Consider the following 17,379-nt stretch of genomic DNA (forward strand, 5'->3'; position numbering starts at 1 on the left):
TCGGGCGCGATCACGGTCTTCCAGACCAGGGCCTGAATCCGGATCTCGTCCGCGGGCACCGCCACCGGGTGGTCGCCGCCGCCTCCGGTGGCGGCGGCAACGAGTTCGGGCTCGGCCGCCTGCACCTGGTCCAGGTCGGTGCAGCGGAGCGTGGGTACCAGGGCGGTCAGGATCGAGCTCGGGCCGGGACCGGTCGGCGATCGCCGCCGCCGTCGCCACCCGCAGGGCGTCCACCCTTCGGCCGAGCTGCTCCACCGCCGCGGTCACCTGCAGCAGGCCATCGTCATCGCACCCCCGCACCCCCTGAACACCACAGCGTGGCACCCACCTCGCCCGCGAGGGCCGCGAACGCAGCAGCCACCACAGCGGCGTCGAGGGTTGCAGTGGGGTCATCCATACGCACAATTTTAGNATTTTTCGAAGTCAGATACGACTCGAACGGCAGGTGAACGAAGGCTATTCCGTCCAGGATCTGTGGGTCGACCAGGAATTCCTTCGGTGAGACAGCGGGGAACGCTGCCTCACCCGGCCGAGTGCCCCCAGTGCCACCTAGCCGAGTGCCGCCAGCGCAGCCTCGTTCTTCAGAGCGAGCGATTCCCGAACGCTGAAGTCCAGCTGCTCCACGCGCCAGGGCTCCGAGTTGTCGGCGATGTCGGCCCGCTTCACGGCGAGCGCGATCGGGTTCTCGCGGATCGCGGCGTAGTACTCGTCGTCGCTGCTGACGTCATCCGTTCTGGTCAGTGCTTCGACTGCCGTGACCACGCCGCCGGGGATGCCGCGGGCGAGCAGGTCGTGGCGGGTGATGTCGGTGTCGTCGAGCACATCAACCAGCCAGGCGGTGGCCTGTTCCAGCGGGTCGCTCAGGCGTTCCGCCACCCGGCGGTGGTGGTCGATGCAGTCCGCGCCGAGCTTGTCGACCTGCCCTCGGTGCGCGTCCGTGGCGATGGACTGCGCAATGGCGATGAATGACTCGGATGCGGCTGACGACATGAAAACCCCCGTTGATTGTTCGAGCATGAGTGTCCGAGCTGATGACCCTGGGCAGCCGAGACAGGCAGCCTCGAGCAAGGGAAAGATTCTTTCTGGAGGTGAGAACCATCCGACCCCATGCCAGCTACGTTAGCGTGCGCCTGCGACCAGGGAAAGCGACGGCATCGCACGGGGTAACGCGCCAGTCGTGGGGGCGGGATCAGGGCGGCGCCCGGGCGGGATCCGGCCCGGACCTCAGCGCGGATCTGCTCGCAACCGGCTTGATCACAAACTGACTTCCCCTCGCTTTGGGGGTCGGGTTACCCGTAAATACCCGCGTGTCGCCCCCGAGTTCGGCAGATCCGGCGCCGCCCGCCCTGTAAGTTCATCTCAGGTGATCACAGGGTCGCTGGGTAGACGGGTCATTTACGTCAATCGCACGGGCACACTCGTCGTGAGGCGGGGTCGCAAAGGCACGGGACCTTCGGGTCAGCCGGCCTACCGAATGAACAGGATCCACATCCAGATGAGCCTCACCACACTTGAGTCCGAGATCAGAAGCGGACCTTCCGGCCCGACTCTGCGGCCTCAGGCGTGCCAAAGACTCCTGCGCACCATCGCCGACCTGGGTAGGCAGGCGATCGACGCGGAGGAAGCCGGGCGAGACTAGGGTCTCGTCCTGACGAGGCATTGCAATCGGGGTTCGATTCGGGTTCGGCCCCGATTGCATGCTCGAGGCTTTAGGCCAGTGGGGTTCTCCCCATTGGCCTTAGCTTTGCCCGCGGCACAGTGCCCGCCACTGAGTGCCCGCCACTGCGTGCCCGCCGTTCAGCGTTTGCCCCGGCTCAGCGTTCGCCCCCGGCTTCGGTGCGCTCCTCGGAGGTGAAGCCGCGCTTGTCCTTTTTGCGGACATCCGTCACGTAGCGGCCAAGGTTGACGCTCAGGGCGGCCACCTCGTCGGAGGCGGCGGCGAACGTCATCGAGCTGTCGGCGTCAAAACCGAGGTCGGCGCCGGTGAGCACGGCGTCCTGGTTGGCGCCCAGGAAGACGAAGTCCCAGCTGTACTCCCGCGTCTGCTGCGTGACAAGGGCGCGCACGGCCGCGGCGGTGTACTCGTGGCTCGCATTCTCGCCGCCGTCGGTCACGACCACGACCTGAACCGTGTCGGGGCGGGCGTGTTCCGGCAGCGCCCGGAGCGTCTGCCCGAAGCCGGTCACCGCCACCCCGATCGCGTCGTGCAGCGCGGTCATGCCGCGCGGCTCGAGTTCGACGGACACGGTGGCCGGATCGGCCAGGGTGTGGGTGTGCTCGATCTCGTCGTCGAAAGTGACGATGTCCACCGTGAGCAGGCCGGGACCGGCCGCCTGCTCGGCGATCATCGCGGTGAGTCCGCCGACCATGTCGTCACGGATGCTCGACATCGAGCCACTCCGGTCGATCACGAGCAGCAGCGCCGTGTAGTTGGGATCAGTCATCTTGTGCCTCCTGATGGGTGCCCCCGCGTGGGGAGTGATTCAGAGTCTCAGAGACCTCTGACATTGCCCCTGTGACAGCGCATCAGACGGATGCTGCGAGCGCCGCCGAACCAATTCGACGGAGATCTTGTCGTAAAACCACTCTTTCGGGCTGTCGGGGGCCGATTTGGGCAAAATCTCCGTCGAATCCGTTCGCGGGCGGAGTCGGCACCAGAGGGACGCGGACTCCGATTCAGACTCGGACGCGAGCCCGGCCTCACCTGGTCGGGTGCACCTAGCAGGCCTCCGCGGCCCGCAGTAGGTTGCCAGCACCGGGCAGAGTCAGCAATTTTGCGAGCCCGCCGATGGTGGGAGAACAATGCTCGAGAGCAGCGTGGTCTGGTTCAACGAAATCGGTCTGGCGGACATTCCGCAGGTCGGCGGTAAGAACGCTTCACTCGGGGAGATGGTGCGCAATCTCTCCAGCGCGGGCGTGCAGGTGCCCGACGGGTTCGCGACCACCGCGAACGCCTACCGGGCCTTCGTCACGGCAAACGGGATCGAACCGGCGATGCGCCACCAACTCGACCTGTTCCATGCCGGCCACGCGTCGCTCCGGGCCACCGGCGACGTGCTGCGCGAGTTGTTTTTGGGGGGTGAGTTTCCCGCGGACATCGCCGACGGCATCCGTGCCTCGTACCGTGAACTCTCGGAGAAGGCCGGGCACCCCAATCTGCCGGTGGCCGTGCGCAGCAGCGCCACCGCCGAGGACCTGCCGGATGCCAGCTTCGCCGGTCAGCAGGAGACCTTCCTGAACGTGTCCGGGGAGCGTGACCTGCTCGACGCCTGCCGCCGCTGCTACGCGTCGCTGTTCACCGACCGGGCGATCAGCTACCGGGAGGTCAAGCACTTCGACCACCTGGAGGTGGCGCTGTCGATCGGAATTCAGCGCATGATCCGCTCCGATCTGGGCGGTTCCGGGGTGATGTTCTCGATCGACACCGACAGCGGATTCCCGGGCGTCGCCGTGATCAGCGCCTCCTGGGGGCTCGGCGAGACCGTGGTGCAGGGCACCGTCAACCCCGACAAGTACCTCGTCTTCAAGGAACTGCTGGAGCAGCCCGGCTGCACCCCGATCGTGGAGAAGACCCTGGGCGAGAAGGCCCGCAAGATGGTCTACGCCAAGGGTGGCAGCGCCCGCACCCGCATGGTCGACACCCCCGACGGGGAACGGCAGTCGTTCGTGCTGACCGACGCCGAAATCGTGAAGCTGGGCCGCTGGGCCGTGATCGTGGAGAACCACTACGACCGGCCGATGGACATGGAATGGGCCAAAGACGGCCTGACCCGGGAGCTGTTCATGGTGCAGGCCCGGCCCGAGACCGTGCAGTCGCAGGCCAGCGGAACCAAGTTCACGGTCAGCCGGTTGAGCGAGAGGGGTCCGCTGCTGGTCACCGGGGTCGCGATCGGCGACAGCATCGCCTCCGGCACGGCCTGCGTGATCAAGGACCCGGCCGACATCGAGAAGTTCATCGACGGCGCCATCCTGGTCACCGAGATGACCGACCCGGACTGGGTGCCCATCATGACCCGCGCGGCCGGCATCGTCACCGACCATGGCGGCCCCACGAGCCACGCCGCCATCGTCAGCCGGGAGCTCGGTGTGCCGGCCGTCGTCGGCACCGGTAATGCCACCAGCGAGCTGACGGATGGCCAGCTGATCACCATCTCCTGTGCCGAGGGCGACGAGGGCTACGTTTTCGCGGGAGCCCTGGCCTTCGAGACCGAGGAGATCGACCTGGGCGAGGTTCCCGAGACCCGCACCAAGGTGATGGTCAACATCGCCAGCCCCGCCGCGGCCTTCGAATGGTGGCGGCTGCCGGCCGCCGGCGTGGGTCTGGCCCGGATGGAATTCATCATCAACAACCTGATCAAGATCCACCCGATGGCGCTGGTGCATCCGGAGCGGGTCACCGACCGGGCCGCGCAGAAGCAGATCCACGAACTCACCCGCGGCTACCTCGACCCGAAGGAGTACTTCGTGCAGGCGCTCGCGCTGGGAATCGCGAAGCTGACCGCTCCGTACTACCCGAACCCGGTGATCGTGCGGATGAGCGACTTCAAGACCAACGAGTATGCGCACCTCATCGGCGGGATGGACTTCGAGCACTCGGAGCAGAACCCGATGCTCGGCTTCCGGGGCGCGTCGCGCTACTACGACCGCCGCTACCGGGAGGGGTTCGCCCTCGAGTGCCGGGCGATCAAGCGGGTGCGCGAGAAGATCGGGTTCACCAACGTGATCGTGATGGTGCCCTTCTGCCGCACCACCGCCGAAGCCGACAAGGTGATCGCGGCGATGGCGGAGAACGGGCTGGTGCGGGGCGAGCGCGGGCTGCAGGTGTACATGATGTGCGAGATCCCGGCCAACGTCATCCTCGCCGAGAAGTTCGCGACCCGGTTCGACGGCTTCTCGATCGGTTCCAACGACCTGACCCAGCTGGTGATGGGCGTCGACCGTGACGCGGAAGACCTCGCCGCCCTCTTCGACGAACGCGACGAGTCCGTGAAATGGATGATCAGCGAGGCAATCAGAAAGGCCCACGCCGCCGGAATCAAGATCGGCATCTGCGGCCAGGCGCCCAGCAACTACCCCGACTTCGCGGCCTTCCTGGTGCAGCAGGGCATCGACTCCATCTCCCTCAACCCGGACAGCTTCCTCAAGACGGTCTCCCACATCGCCCAGGCCGAGCAGGAGCTCGACACGGCGTAGGCGTACGGCGCTGACAGCGCGGCGCTGACATTGCGTCGGCGCAGCTCCTTGACGGTGCTGCGCCGACGGATGCCGGATGTCGCGGGCGCCGCCGGCGGATGCCGGTCGTCGCCCGGGCTGCGCTACCGCTCGGCCTCGTCGAACTCGTCGAGCACGGCCTGTTCGTATTCCGCCTCCGCGGCGTCTGCCCTGGCGCGGGCCTCGGCCACGCGCTCGCTGATCGCGTGCTCGGATTTGCGGAGGCGAGCTGCCTCGCTCGGGGTGGCGTTGATGAGCAGGTCCTCCAGCGTTTCGGGGTCGAGGCGCATCGCGGCCATTGCGTCCACCTCGGACCGGGCCACCGCGGCCTTGCTGCGGAGGAGCTGCAGCCGAGACTCCTGCTCGGCTTTGCGTGCTCGCTGCTCGGAGGACTGCCCGGCCGCGTGCGGGACCGGGACGATCGCCTCGGTGCCGCCGGTTTGGGTCCCGCCGGTTCCGGTGCTGCCGGCCTCGTTCGTGCCGGGTGAGGTGCTGCTGCCGCCGGCGTCGTTGTCTGTTCCGTGCTCTGCGTTGCTCATACTGTCTCCCTTTTTTCGCTGGCAGCCTAGCGCGGGAGGGCACCCGGGGAAACGGGGGCGTCGCCGCTCCAGGCGTCGTGCAGCAGCCGGGTCAGGGCTTCCGGGGTGACCGGGCGCGGGTTCGACGGCGGCGCCGCGGGCACGATCAGCGCCACCGCCCGGGTGATGTCTTCCTCCCGGAAACCGAAGTCCCGCAGCGCGGTCGGCGCGTGCAGGCGGTCGCTCAGGGCGACCAGCGACTCGACGGCGGTGGGCGGTTCGGCCGGTGTTCCGGCTGGGCCGGGCACTTCAGTCAGGTCGGCGGCGGCAGCCGCGGCCCCGAGCGCACGGGCGAGCAGCGCCTCTGCCTCGGGCGCGGCCGGCACGTTGAAGGCGACCACATGCGGCAGCACGATCGCGTGCGTCTCTGAGTGGGGCAGTCCGAACGTGCCGCCGAGAACGTGGCAGATCTTGTGGTGCAGGCCCGAGCCCGCGCTCGAGAACGCGCTCGCCGACAGGTAGGCGCCGTAGAGGGCCTCCTCCCGCGCGGCCAGGTCACCGGGGTCGTCGGCGATGAGCGGCAGGGCGTGCGCCAGCATCCGGATCGCCTCGGCGGCAATCGTGCTGCTGACCGGGTTCTTGCCCGGGGCCCAGAGCGCGTCGATGCCGTGCGCGAGGGCGTTGAGCCCGCTGGACACGCTGAGGTCGCGGGGGAGCGCCCGGGAGAGCTCGGCGTCGTAGATCACGGTGCCGGGCAGCACCCGGGGATCGAAACCGGTCGTCTTCACCCCGTGTTCGACCTGGCCCCAGACGGCGGTGGCCTCCGACCCGGAGTAGGTCGTGGGCACCGCAACGATCGGCAGGCCCTCGGCCCGCGCGACCGCCTTGGCCAGGCCGATCGCCGACCCGCCGCCGATCGGCACGAGCACGTCGATCCGGGCGTCCCGGGCGGCCTGGCGGGCTCGCTCGGCCGATTCGACCGGCACGTGCTGTACGACGTCGTCGAAGATCGCGGCCGGACGGATGCCGCCGAGCACCCCGGTCGACCGCTCCAGTTCGCGCCGGCTCGCGATCACCATCACGCGCGGGGCGTCGCTGCCGGGGGTGCTGGTGCTGCCGGGGGTGCTGGTCCTGCCGGAGGCGTTCGTGCTGCCGGAGGTGCTCGCGCTGCCCGGCAGACCGCCGGGCTCGGCGAGCACCCGGGCGAGCAGCTCGGCGGCCCGTCCGGTGCCGAAGAGCACGCGCTGCGACTGGGTGCGGTATTCGAAATCGAGCGGGGGCTGCGGGGGCTGCATGTTCACGGGGTGGCTACGCGCCGGTCTGCGCGGGGCGGGCCAGCCAGGCGAGGGCGGCGGCGACATCCGTTGCGGCGATGCCGTGCCCGCCGTCTCGCAGCTCGTGGTCGACCTGGGCGCCGCGTGCGGTGAGCACGCCGGCCACCCGCACGGCGCTCGCGAGCGGGGCCATCGGGTCGGTGCGGCCGCTCAGCAGCAGCACCGAGGTGCGTGGCAGGTCCGTGCCGAGTTCCCGGTCGTCGAGCGGGAACATGCCCGAGAAAGCGATCACCCGGTCGAGGGCCTCGGGGTGCAGGAGGGCCGTGGCCAGAGCGATGTTCGCCCCGTTGGAGAAGCCCACGGCGATCAGGCGGCGCTCGCCGAGGTCGTAGCGCTGCCGGGCCCAGGCGATGAAACCGGCCAGCTCGCCGGAGCGGCGCACGACGTCGTCGACGTCGAACACGCCCTCGGCGAGCCGCCGGAACCAGCGCAGCATCCCGCCCTCGGTGACCCGGCCGCGGGGTGCGAGCACGGTCGCATCCGGGTCGAGTGCATCGGCGAGGTTCACGATCTCCTGCTCGTTGCCGCCGGTGCCGTGCAGCATCAGCAGCACCGGGGCCGCAGGCGAGCCCGCCCGGTAGACGTGCGGCCAGTCGAGGTCGGGCAGGCCGGCGGGCGTGCCAACGGTCAGGCCGGGGGTCTGATCGACGGGCTGCCCGGTGGCCGCTTCGGCGGCTGTGTGATCGCTCATCGGTGTTCTCTAGCCGACCGTCGCGGAGGCGGGGTTGTTCTCGGCCGGCAGCGTGATCGGCACGACGGCGCGCTCGATCTGGTCGCGGCTGGGCTCGAGCCACGGCGGCAGCTTGAGCGAGCGGCCCAGTTCGAGCAGTGGCTCGTCGATGTCGAAGCCGGGGGTGTCGGTTGCGATCTCGAACAGAACGCCGCCCGGCTCGCGGAAGTAGATCGACGTGAAGTACTGGCGGTCGAGGATCGCCGTCACCCCGTAGCCGCGCTCGACGAGCTCCTGGCGCCACTGCTCCTGGGTGGTCTTGTCGGGCACGCGGAAGGCGATGTGGTGCACGCTGCCGCCGGCGGTCAGGCCCACCTGGCCGTTCGGGTCGGCGATGATGTCCACGATGTTGCCGGGGGCGCCGTCGCCCGCGCCGACCCGGATGCGGTCGGTGGTCTCCTCGATCACGTGCATGCCGAGGTCGCGGGTGAGCACCTCGACGGTGCCGGTTGGGTCGGCGACGGTCAGCACCGAGGAGTGCTGGCCGCGCACGGCGTATTCGGCAGGCACGGATGCCGAGTCCCACGGATTGCGCGGATCGACCGTCGACGAGGCCACCAGGTCGAGCTGCAGGCCGTCGGGATCGCGCAGGGAGAGCCGTTCCTCGTCGGCGGAGCGGCGCACGAACTCGGACTCGACACCGAGGCCCTTGAAGTGGTCCGCCCACCAGCCGAGGCTGCCGGCCGGCACCGAGAACGCCGTCGAAGTGGACTGGCCGGAGCCGGGGCGTCCGCTGGCGATGCCTGTCCACGGAAAGAAGGTAAGCAGCGATCCCGGGCGGCCCGCGTCATCCCCGTAATAGAGGTGGTAGGTGCCCGGGTCGTCGAAGTTCACGGTCTTCTTGACGAGCCGAAGGCCGAGGCCGGTCACGTAGAAGTCGATATTGCGCTGCGGCGCACCCGCGATGGCGGTGACGTGGTGCAGTCCGGATGTTTGCGGAGTCATGGAATCCCTTTCTGGCGGGCCCGACGGGGCTGGCTGCGATGTCGTGTCGCGGTGACTTCTATGCAAACACATGTTTCTCGGGATTCATTCCCGCGCGACGCTCCGGGCTCCGGGCTCCGGGCTACTCGCCGAGGTCCCAGCACTGAGACGGCAGGTCGGCGAGCCACGCCGTCATCGTCTGCGCGTTCGCGTCGGCATCGTCGTTCTGGCTGCGCTCCGGCGGCGCCTGAAACTCGGCCTGGTCGCCGTCCGGACCGACCGAACCGGCTGGGACGCCAGCGGCAGCAGTGGTCGGCGGTTTCGCATCCGCGTTCCCGAACATGTGAACCCCCTCAGCCGGCGCGGTCAGACCCGCTGCCGGGGTCCGGGGCAACAATCCGACGCTACGCTCGAAGATCTTCCACCGTCAAGCATTCCGTCCAGCATCCCGCCGAACCTCCGCCGTCCAGGGGAGAGGCGTTCGACGGATGTCGCAGCCTGGCGATCGCCCTCACCTCGATCTGCCGCACCCGGTCCGGGGTCACTCCGAGAAGAGCTCCGACCTCGCGCAGGGTGCGCGGGCGCTCGCAGCCCAGGCCGAACCGCATCCGGAGCACCCGCTCCTCGCGGCCGGGGAGCGCGGACACCCTGGACTCCAGCCCTTCCAACAGCAGGGTGCGGCCCACGATGTCGGCCGGATCCATCGCCTGGGCGTCACTGACCGTGTCGCCGAACGGCATGGGCTCGGGGCCGTTGCCGAAGTCGACCCAGACCGGGGCGTCGAGGGAGCGGGGCGCACGCGCGTGCTCCCGCAGCGCCACGACCCGGTTGCGGGTGAGACCGGTGGCGCGGCTGAGCTCCTGGTTGGTGCCGTCCCGGCGGAGGCGCTGCCGGATCGCGTGCTCCTCGCGGGCGATGAGAAGGAGGGAGTCGGCGGTCTGCACCGGGAGGCGGATGGTCCGGGACTGGTCGGCCTGTGCCCGGGAGATCGACTGGCGGATCCACCAGGAGGCATAGGTCGAGAACTTGAATCCCCGGGCGAAGTCGAAGCGTTCCACCGCTCGGATCAGACCGACGTTGCCCTCCTGAATCAGGTCCGGAAACTCCAGGCCGCCTCCGACGTAGTGCCGGGCAACCGAGACGACCAGGCGCAGGTTGGCGCAGATCAGGTGCTCCACCGCCCGGGCGCCGTCGCCGGCGAGCCAGCGGAGCTCCTCGCGCAGCGACGCGGTCTCGCTGCTCTCGCTGCTCTCCGTGGTGCCGTTGCTACTGTCGCTGCCGGTGGTGCCCAGCCGCGTGAGCCTGTCCGCGGCCAGCAGCCCCACCTCGATCCGCCTGGCCACCTCGACCTCTTCCGCCGCGGTCAACAGCGGCACCCGCCCGATCTTCTTCAGGTAAGCCGTGACGCAGGTGGACGCGGAGTCGGCGGCTGCGCGGCGGGCGGGACGGGGCTTTCGGATATCCATGCCGGAACGGTAGGACGGGGCCGGCCCGGGCCGGGGCATCCGTTTCAGGCTGTGCGAAACCCGGCACCGTGGTCGCCTGTGCAGGGTGTGGGCAGAGTACGCGCCCGTGTGCAGGGCGGCAGACCCGAATGGGGCGTTTCGGAGACCGGCCAATGGGGTGACTATGAGGAGGGCTGTCCGGTTGAGCGGGCGTCCGGCATCGTGAGAAGGGAACGCATGATGAGCAATGCAGAACCCGGTGACTCCGGTGACAACTTCGATTATGACGACAATTTCGTCGACGACGACGAATTCGACCCCGAAACCACGTTCGTTTCGCGCGACCGCTTCGACGCCGGCGATGCTCTCGGCGACGCCGTCGACGTGGCCGACGATGACGACGACCGCGAGGGCGACGAGGCCGACGACGACGAGGACGGCTACGAGGAGTACAACCCGCCGGCTGACCGGTTCCTCACCGCGCAGATCTGGTGGATCGCGAGCGAACTGGTGCGGCGGCATCCGCATCTGCGCATCTCCGGAGTCGAGGTCGATGAGGCCGCCCGACTGGTGATCGTGCACGACGAGCAGGATGGCATGAGCATCCAGTGGGACCTCGTGGGCGGCTGCAAATTCCTGGTCAACGGGGTCGTCAACAAGATCAGCTGGATCGAGATGCTGGCCGCGCTCAACCCGCACGAGATCGTCCGGCGCATCGAGGTGGCGACCGGTCTCGGCATCCCGAAGGTCGTTCCGGTCACGACCCCGCGGTCACTGGCCTACCGGGTGCTCGCGAGCGCGCTCGCCACCGCGATCAATGACCGGCACGAGTGGTATGCGGTGCCGGCGCCGATGCTGCACGACGAAGACCCCGACGACCCCGGATGCGAGTACTTCCGCGACTTTCCGACGACCGTCCGGGCGCGGGCCGAGTATGTGGCGGCGACCCTGCTCGAGTTCGAGGCGGGCAGCCGCAGCGTCTACTTCTTCCAGCCGTTCTGGGCGCTGCTGCGCGACCTTGAGCCGGTCGCGATCTTCGACGCGGCGGGGGTCATCCATACGGCCGCCGGGGCGACCGAGCTGATGCCCCTGTACGAGCGGACCGACCGCAAACTCGCCCTGACGACGGCGGGTGTGCTGGGCCCCTACCTGCCCTGATCGGTCAGGGTCCGCACCTGAGTGGTCGGGCGCCGTCCCTGGCGGGTCAGCAGCCGTCCCTGGCGGGTCAGCAGCCGTGCCTGCGGGTCAGCCGATGCGGCCGAGCTGCGTCAGCTTCGCGTGCAGCGCGGAGTCGCTCGGCTCGACGACGTGGGTGCCGTCGGGGAACGTGATCACGGGGATCTGCGTGCGGCCGCTGATCGCGTGGGCGCGGTCGGCGCCGTCCTCCACGAGGAGCAGGTCGACATAGTCGTAGTCGATGTTCAGCACGTCGAGCAGCTTCTTCGAGCGGCGGCAGTCGCCGCACCAGTCCGCGCCGAACATGGTGATGCGCGAGTCGGAGGTGGAGGTGGCGGTGGTGGCGTCTGCGAGGGCGGCGGTGTTTGCGAGGGCTGCGTCGTCAGCGAGGGCGGCGGTGTCTGCGGCGGAGGTGACTGCGGGAGCGGCGTGGTCGGTCATCCGTTCATCGTAAGCGGCCCCGCTGACTCTTCCCCTGCACGCCGCTCGTCTCTTTCCCCCCACCGCCCACCCCCCGCTCGTCTCCTCCCCCCGCCCACCGCTCGTCTCCTCCCCCCGCCCACCGCTCGTCTCCTCCCCCCGCCCACCACTCCCGTCCCGTTAGCCACTCCCGCCCCACACCATCCCGCCGAACGGTGAGTATGGCTCGTGTTTTTTGCCAAAAGTGGGGCCGAACTCACGGCTCGGCGCGAGATGGGCGGCGACGGATGGGCGGCGAGCGGCGAGGCGGCGGCGGCGAGGCGGCGAGGCGGGGCGGGCGGTGAGGCGGGGCAGGTGGTGAGGCGGGGCAGGTGGTGAGGCGGGGCGGGCGGTGAGGCGGGGCAGGCGGCGAGGCGGGGCAGGCGGTGAGGCGGGGCAGGTGGTGAGGCGGGGCAAGGGCGAGGCGGCGGGCGGCGCGAGCGTCGCGCGGCGCGTGCGGCGACGGATGCCCCGAGTCAGCCGAACATGTTGAGCATCAGCCGGGACTCCTCGAGCGCCTCGACCTCGTGCGGCAGCCCGGCGTCGAGGCGCAGCAGTGCGCCGGGCACGAGCCGGGTGACCTTTCCGCCGGCGGTGACCCGAAGGCATCCGTCGAGGGCCTGCATCAGCAGGATCGTGGGCGCCGTGTGCTGCTTCAGCACGTGACCCGACTCGAATGTCAGCACGACCACGCGAACACCGGGGGAGTTGAGCACCCGGGTGTGGCCCAGACCGCCGGGCTCGACGACGGCGTCGGCACGCACATTCGAGGCAAAGGTGAGGGGCGGGGGTGAGGTGGCCATGCCCGTTACGGTAGTCCTCCACGGATGCCGCGGCGAACCTTCCCTCCGCCGGCGCAGGTTCTATCCCCCGCCGGCTTCCCCAACTTGCGCCGCGAGCGGATCATGGTTCGACGGGCCCGCGCCCGCCCGGAGCGCCCGCAGAAGCACGCAGAATCAGGGGGAAGGATGCCGATGACCGTACTCAGTGCCGGGATACTGCTCTACCGCGTCACGGAAGCCGGGGCCCTGCAGGTCTGGATCGCGCACATGGGCGGGCCGTTCTGGGCGCACAAGGACGAGCGGGCGTGGTCGATCCCCAAGGGCGAATACGCCGCCGGGGAAGACCCTTCGCCGTGGCGAAGCGCGAGTTCGAGGAGGAGGTCGGCGTGCCCGCTCCGGAGGTCGACTACGCCGAACTGGGGGAGTTCAGACAGCCGTCCGGCAAGGTGATCACGGTCTTCACGGCCGAAGCCGACGCCGCTTTTCGGGTCGACCGCATCATCAGCAACACGTTCCCGCTCGAGTGGCCCCGCGGCTCGGGGCGGGTGCGAGACTTCCCTGAAATAGATGACGCCCGCTGGTTCACGGCAACGGATGCCCGCGCCAGGCTCGTGCGCGGACAGGTCGTCGTGCTCGACGCGCTCGAACAGCGGGTGTGCCCCGGAGACACGGTGACCGGCGGCGAGTGACGGCCCCTTTGGGGGGTCGCAAATATTCCGGCCGGTGTCGGAGACCGCTGCTAGGTTCGGTGTAAGAGAAGGCCGCTGGGGGACTGAACGTGAACTCGAAAGAGGTGGTGGGTGACATGGTGTCCACGTCGGCGCCGGTCCTGAACTCGGTGTCGACCCTGCCGGCCGATCCGGCACTCGCGACACCGCTCCCGACACCGCTCCCGACACCGCTCGCGACACCGCTCCCGACACCGCTCCCGACACCGCTCGCGAAACCATTCGCGAAACCGCTCCGGACCCCCTCCGCCCTCGCGACAGTCGTTCTCCCGACGGTCGAGGACCTCCTCCGTGCCTGCGAACGGTCGAGCGCCGAGGGGCGCCACCGTGAGGGCGCCGCCCAGGCCGAGGAAATCCTGGCGCGACCGGATGCGAGCGCGGTGCAGCAGGCGCAAGTGCGCGAACTGCTGGCGCTGCACCGGCTGCGGCTGGGGGATTTCAAGGAAGCCGTGCAACAGGGCCTCCTGGCGCTGGAAGCCCTGACCAGCAGCGGCGACCTGCTCCGGCAGTCGAAGGTGCACTGTACCCTGGCGCTGGCCTTCACCGACACGGGCTTGAAGGAGCAGGCACTTCAACACGTCCTGGCCGCGATCGAAGCCGCCCGGGACTGCGGCAACACGACCGCCGAGTTCTGGGCGCTCAGCCGGTCCTCCACCGTGCACGGCTCCATGGGCGACCTCGCGCGCGGAGTCGAGCTTGGCCGTCAGGCACTGGCCCTGTCCCGCACCCTCGACGACCCCGAAGTCAACTTCGTCGCCCTGAACAACCTGTCCGACAGTTGCCTGGAGGCCGCTCGGGTTCAGCGCGTCCAGGGCTTGAACCCGTCTCCGACGCTGCACTGGGGTCTGTCCCTGGTGCGGGAGGCGGTTGCGGTCGCCCACGCCCAGGGGCACACCTTCTTCGAGACCATCGCCCTCACCAACCTCGTCAGCATCCTGATCGAGCTCGACGAGCACGACGAGGCCCGTGAGCAGGCCGGCCGGTCCAAGGCGCTGGCGAACGTCAACGGTTTTCACAATCTCGAGGTGAACAACGACGCACAGCTGGCCGAGGTGGTGCGGGCCGAGGGCCACCTCGACGACGCCACCGCGATGATGGAAGCCCAGCTCGCCGACCCCTCTCTCGACAACGACCCGCCCCTTCTGATCCGGCTGCACGAATCTCTGTTCGAGATGCACAAGGAAAGCGGGCGCTTCGAGCGAGCCCTGGCGCACCACGAGAAGCTGCACGCCCTGACGTTGAACATGACGACGCAGACGGCCGAGATCCAGTCCCAGATGCTGATCAATACCATGGGGATCGAGCAGGCCAACCATGAGGCGGAGCGTTCGCAGCTCGAGGCGGAGATGCTGCGCATCCGTGCTGAGGAATTGGAACAGCAGGCCAACACCGACCCGCTCACCAGGCTGCCGAACCGGCGGGCGCTGGACCGCGAGCTGCCCAACCTGATGGATCGTGCGCAGGATCTGGCCCAGCCCTTGTGCGCGGCCATGATCGATATGGACCACTTCAAACGGGTCAACGACGTCCACGGGCACGGCATCGGCGACCAGGTCCTGGCCGAGATGGCCACCCTGCTGCGGGGCGTCACCCGCGAAAGCGACCTGGCCGTGCGCGTGGGCGGCGAGGAGTTCCTGCTCGTCCTGGCCGACACCAGCCCCGCGCAGGCCGAAAAAGTCTGCGAACGCCTCATCGCCTCGGTGCGCGGGTTCGCCTGGGGCGACCTGGCCGAGGGACTGGCCTGCACGGCGAGCGTCGGTCTGGCCGCCCGGCAAAACTCGGAGAGCGTGGCGCAGTGGCTCGCTCGCGCCGACGCGGCCTTGTATGCCGCCAAGAACGGCGGCCGCGACCGGGTCGTCGCCGTCTGAGCCATGACGTCACAGACCCCGACCATGGGTGAGCAGCGCGCGGCCCGATCGGTGATCGAGGAACTGCTGCGGCAGCAGAGCACCACGCCGGCCCGCAACGGCTTCAGCCGGCTCTTCGGCTACTCCCCGCTCGGCGACGACAGCGTCAGCTGGTACCTCGGCGCGAAGGGCGAACTCGAGGTCGGCGGCATCCTCGCCACGCTTCCGCCCGACTGGACGGCCTTCCACGCCCTGCCGATCGGCAAGAAGGGCGCCGACATCGACCACCTCGTCATCGGCCCCGGCGGCCTCTTCACCCTCAACACCAAGAACCACTCCGGCAAGGGCGTCTGGGTCGCCGGCCGCACCCTGATGGTCTCCGGCCACCGGGTTCCCCACATCCGCAACGCCGAGCACGAGGCCGACCGGGTCACCAAACTGCTGCGAGAACGGATGCCGCGCCTCGCGGCCGCCCAGCCCGTGATCGCGCTCGTGAACCCGAAGTCGCTCACCGTCAAGTCCACGCCGGAACGGGTGAAGGTCGTCACCGCTCCCGGGCTGCGGCGCTGGCTGATCACGCAGCCCGTCTCCATGGGACCCGCCGAGCTGGCGAACCTCGCCGCGATCATCGATGACCCCGCCACCTGGCCGACCCCGGTATTCCCGCCAACGGAGCATCCGTTCGCGCAGTTCGCGGTCCTCGACGCCGAGGTGCGGCAGGCCAGGGTGCGGCGCACCCTGTGGAAGTTACTGGGCGCCGTCGTGGCGGCGGCCGTGGCGGTCTCGGTCGGACCGCCCCTGCTGACCGCGGTCCTGACCGCCTTCATGGGCTCCGCCACGAACCCGTAGCCGTCCCGCGGCCGTCCCGCGGCCGTCCCGCGGTGGCCGGGGGGCAGCGGCCCGGGGGCAGTAGCCCCCCGATGCCCGCCAAGCCAATGGCACGGAGCTCCCGTGTGGCCAACTCAGGAAAACCACTTCGGAATGCCCGAATCCGGCCGGTTTCGGCCTGTTTTCTGGGGAATCACCTGAGTTAGCCACAACCCACCGCGCCAACGGGGCCCGCGGCGCCGGTGAGCGAGGCTGGCCGGGATGCGCCGCGCCCACCCGGCAGCTTCCCCTCGCGGCAGATCACCGCCGGCAGATCACGGCCGGTCGGGCGCCGCTGTCCCTCGAAGAAGGCGGAGCAGCAACCCGCATTTCGCCCGTATTCTCATATGGGGGGAATGAGCCCGAGCAGCATCCGGCGACGGCGTTGTCGCGGGCACGCCACGGCTCACTGCATGCCCCCAACGGACCTTACCCGGGGGAACGCTTGAAACGTACGTCTGCTCAATTGGATCGCGCCGCCGGCGTGATGCTCGGCATGGCCTGCGGCGATGCCCTCGGTGCCGGCTACGAATTCGGCCCGCCCCTCGCGGCCGATGCCTCCGTCACGATGAAGGGCGGCGGCGGGTTCAACTGGGCCCCCGGCGAGTGGACCGACGACACCTCCATGGCCGTTCCGATCCTGAACGCGATCGCCGCCGGCCAGGACCTCCGCGACGAAGCGGTGCTCGACGAGATCGTGGCCGCCTGGGTCGACTGGGCCCGCACGGCGCCGGACGTGGGCAACCAGCTGCGCGCGGTGCTCTCCCGAACCGAGCTCACCGCATCCGCGGTGCGCATCGTCGCCCGCGCCCACCACGAGACGCACGGCCGCAGCGGCGGCAACGGCTCGCTGATGCGAACCGCCCCGGTGGCGCTGGCCTACCTCGACGACCCGGTCGCGCTCGCCGGCGCCGCCCGCGCCGTCAGTGACCTCACCCATTTTGAGACGGATGCCGGCGACGCCTGCGTGCTCTGGTGCCTGGCAATTCGGCACGCGGTGCTCGAGGGCACCCTCGACGTCCGGGTGGGTCTGGGCGCGCTTCCGCCCGAGCGCCGTGAGCTCTGGGAATCCCGCTTCGTCGTGGCCGAGGCCGGAAGCCCCTCCGACTTCAGCCGCAACGGCTGGGTCGTGGAAGCGCTGCAGGGCGCCTGGTCAGCGATCACGCTTCCGGGCCGCGAGGCCGCAGCTGCGGCCACCGCGGGCGGGACCGTCGTCGCTGCGTCCACCGCGGCCGAGACCGCCACCGCGGCCGAGACCGCCACCGCCACCGCGGCCGGCACCCCCGCCGCCCACCTCCGGCACTCGCTCGAACTCGCCGTGCGCGGCGGCCGCGACACCGACACGGTCGCCGCGATCG

Annotated in this window: 15 protein-coding genes, 1 pseudogene and 1 riboswitch; of the genes and pseudogenes, 6 read left to right on the forward strand and 10 right to left on the reverse strand. The window is 69.6% G+C overall.

Features of this window, described 5'->3' with window-relative positions:
* Positions 1-549 precede the first annotated feature (549 nt).
* Together E3T24_RS07845 and E3T24_RS07850 are read right to left on the reverse strand one after the other, a co-directional pair.
* On the reverse strand, positions 550-990 hold the full coding sequence (locus tag E3T24_RS07845; protein ID WP_134368324.1) for a guanosine-3',5'-bis(diphosphate) 3'-pyrophosphohydrolase: 441 nt from the start codon (positions 988-990) through the stop codon (positions 550-552).
* A gap of 411 nt (positions 991-1,401) precedes the next feature.
* Positions 1,402-1,475, forward strand: a riboswitch (cyclic di-GMP riboswitch).
* A gap of 339 nt (positions 1,476-1,814) precedes the next feature.
* Positions 1,815-2,444: a VWA domain-containing protein gene (locus tag E3T24_RS07850; protein ID WP_134368325.1), complete on the reverse strand. Its 630-nt coding sequence runs from the start codon at positions 2,442-2,444 to the stop codon at positions 1,815-1,817.
* A 358-nt stretch (positions 2,445-2,802) separates the two neighbouring features.
* On the opposite strand from E3T24_RS07850, the gene ppsA reads away from it, so the two are divergent.
* The gene (gene ppsA, locus E3T24_RS07855; RefSeq protein WP_134405856.1) at positions 2,803-5,193 is read left to right on the forward strand and encodes a phosphoenolpyruvate synthase; all 2,391 of its coding nucleotides are present in this window, start codon (positions 2,803-2,805) and stop codon (positions 5,191-5,193) included.
* Positions 5,194-5,315: 122 nt separating this feature from the next.
* Here the strand turns inward: ppsA and E3T24_RS07860 are convergent, their stop codons facing one another.
* From E3T24_RS07860 to E3T24_RS07885, 6 genes are all read right to left on the reverse strand, one after another.
* Positions 5,316-5,750, reverse strand: coding sequence for a hypothetical protein (locus tag E3T24_RS07860; protein WP_134368327.1), 435 nt, complete (start codon positions 5,748-5,750; stop codon positions 5,316-5,318).
* A 26-nt stretch (positions 5,751-5,776) separates the two neighbouring features.
* Positions 5,777-7,024 carry a maleylacetate reductase gene (locus E3T24_RS07865; protein WP_134405859.1) on the reverse strand — a complete coding sequence of 416 codons (1,248 nt, stop codon included), beginning with the start codon at positions 7,022-7,024 and terminating at the stop codon, positions 5,777-5,779.
* Positions 7,025-7,037: 13 nt separating this feature from the next.
* Positions 7,038-7,754 carry an alpha/beta hydrolase gene (locus E3T24_RS07870; RefSeq protein WP_134368329.1) on the reverse strand — a complete coding sequence of 239 codons (717 nt, stop codon included), beginning with the start codon at positions 7,752-7,754 and terminating at the stop codon, positions 7,038-7,040.
* Between the two features lie 9 nt (positions 7,755-7,763).
* The gene (locus E3T24_RS07875) at positions 7,764-8,738 is read right to left on the reverse strand and encodes a ring-cleaving dioxygenase (RefSeq protein WP_134368330.1); all 975 of its coding nucleotides are present in this window, start codon (positions 8,736-8,738) and stop codon (positions 7,764-7,766) included.
* A 121-nt stretch (positions 8,739-8,859) separates the two neighbouring features.
* Positions 8,860-9,060, reverse strand: coding sequence for a hypothetical protein (locus E3T24_RS07880; RefSeq protein ID WP_134368331.1), 201 nt, complete (start codon positions 9,058-9,060; stop codon positions 8,860-8,862).
* A 61-nt stretch (positions 9,061-9,121) separates the two neighbouring features.
* On the reverse strand, positions 9,122-10,183 hold the full coding sequence (locus tag E3T24_RS07885) for a sigma-70 family RNA polymerase sigma factor (RefSeq protein ID WP_166787194.1): 1,062 nt from the start codon (positions 10,181-10,183) through the stop codon (positions 9,122-9,124).
* A gap of 219 nt (positions 10,184-10,402) precedes the next feature.
* Here E3T24_RS07885 and E3T24_RS17320 point away from each other — a divergent pair, with 219 nt between their 5' ends.
* Entirely contained in the window at positions 10,403-11,320 is a 918-nt protein-coding gene (locus E3T24_RS17320; protein ID WP_166789189.1) for a hypothetical protein, read from the forward strand.
* Positions 11,321-11,407: 87 nt separating this feature from the next.
* Here the strand turns inward: E3T24_RS17320 and E3T24_RS18260 are convergent, their stop codons facing one another.
* The gene (locus E3T24_RS18260) at positions 11,408-11,779 is read right to left on the reverse strand and encodes a glutaredoxin domain-containing protein (protein ID WP_134368334.1); all 372 of its coding nucleotides are present in this window, start codon (positions 11,777-11,779) and stop codon (positions 11,408-11,410) included.
* Positions 11,780-12,273: 494 nt separating this feature from the next.
* Complete coding sequence (locus E3T24_RS07900; protein ID WP_134368323.1) at positions 12,274-12,600, reverse strand: hypothetical protein; 327 nt, start codon at positions 12,598-12,600, stop codon at positions 12,274-12,276.
* Positions 12,601-12,771: 171 nt separating this feature from the next.
* Here E3T24_RS07900 and E3T24_RS07905 point away from each other — a divergent pair.
* The 4 genes and pseudogenes from E3T24_RS07905 to E3T24_RS07920 form a co-directional block, all read left to right on the forward strand.
* Positions 12,772-13,268 (forward strand): annotated as a pseudogene (locus E3T24_RS07905) (NUDIX domain-containing protein).
* A gap of 89 nt (positions 13,269-13,357) precedes the next feature.
* Positions 13,358-15,175: a diguanylate cyclase gene (locus E3T24_RS07910; protein ID WP_134434499.1), complete on the forward strand. Its 1,818-nt coding sequence runs from the start codon at positions 13,358-13,360 to the stop codon at positions 15,173-15,175.
* Between the two features lie 3 nt (positions 15,176-15,178).
* Positions 15,179-16,003, forward strand: coding sequence for a nuclease-related domain-containing protein (locus tag E3T24_RS07915; RefSeq protein ID WP_134402271.1), 825 nt, complete (start codon positions 15,179-15,181; stop codon positions 16,001-16,003).
* A 484-nt stretch (positions 16,004-16,487) separates the two neighbouring features.
* A partial coding sequence (locus tag E3T24_RS07920) for an ADP-ribosylglycohydrolase family protein (RefSeq protein ID WP_241978650.1) occupies positions 16,488-17,379 on the forward strand: 892 nt, incomplete at its 3' end.

Origin of the sequence: Cryobacterium sp. TmT2-59 (assembly GCF_004403545.1) — a bacterium.
GTDB classification, from domain to species: domain Bacteria; phylum Actinomycetota; class Actinomycetes; order Actinomycetales; family Microbacteriaceae; genus Cryobacterium; species Cryobacterium shii.

Bases quoted from the DNA above. Each gene is read 5' to 3' on its own strand.
- E3T24_RS07845 (WP_134368324.1), bottom strand. From the start codon at position 990: ATGTCGTCAGCCGCATCCGAGTCATTCATCGCCATTGCGCAGTCCATC.
- E3T24_RS07850 (WP_134368325.1), bottom strand. From the start codon at position 2,444: ATGACTGATCCCAACTACACGGCGCTGCTGCTCGTGATCGACCGGAGT.
- ppsA (WP_134405856.1), top strand. From the start codon at position 2,803: ATGCTCGAGAGCAGCGTGGTCTGGTTCAACGAAATCGGTCTGGCGGAC.
- E3T24_RS07860 (WP_134368327.1), bottom strand. From the start codon at position 5,750: ATGAGCAACGCAGAGCACGGAACAGACAACGACGCCGGCGGCAGCAGC.
- E3T24_RS07865 (WP_134405859.1), bottom strand. From the start codon at position 7,024: ATGCAGCCCCCGCAGCCCCCGCTCGATTTCGAATACCGCACCCAGTCG.
- E3T24_RS07870 (WP_134368329.1), bottom strand. From the start codon at position 7,754: ATGAGCGATCACACAGCCGCCGAAGCGGCCACCGGGCAGCCCGTCGAT.
- E3T24_RS07875 (WP_134368330.1), bottom strand. From the start codon at position 8,738: ATGACTCCGCAAACATCCGGACTGCACCACGTCACCGCCATCGCGGGT.
- E3T24_RS07880 (WP_134368331.1), bottom strand. From the start codon at position 9,060: ATGTTCGGGAACGCGGATGCGAAACCGCCGACCACTGCTGCCGCTGGC.
- E3T24_RS07885 (WP_166787194.1), bottom strand. From the start codon at position 10,183: ATGGATATCCGAAAGCCCCGTCCCGCCCGCCGCGCAGCCGCCGACTCC.
- E3T24_RS17320 (WP_166789189.1), top strand. From the start codon at position 10,403: ATGAGCAATGCAGAACCCGGTGACTCCGGTGACAACTTCGATTATGAC.
- E3T24_RS18260 (WP_134368334.1), bottom strand. From the start codon at position 11,779: ATGACCGACCACGCCGCTCCCGCAGTCACCTCCGCCGCAGACACCGCC.
- E3T24_RS07900 (WP_134368323.1), bottom strand. From the start codon at position 12,600: ATGGCCACCTCACCCCCGCCCCTCACCTTTGCCTCGAATGTGCGTGCC.
- E3T24_RS07915 (WP_134402271.1), top strand. From the start codon at position 15,179: ATGACGTCACAGACCCCGACCATGGGTGAGCAGCGCGCGGCCCGATCG.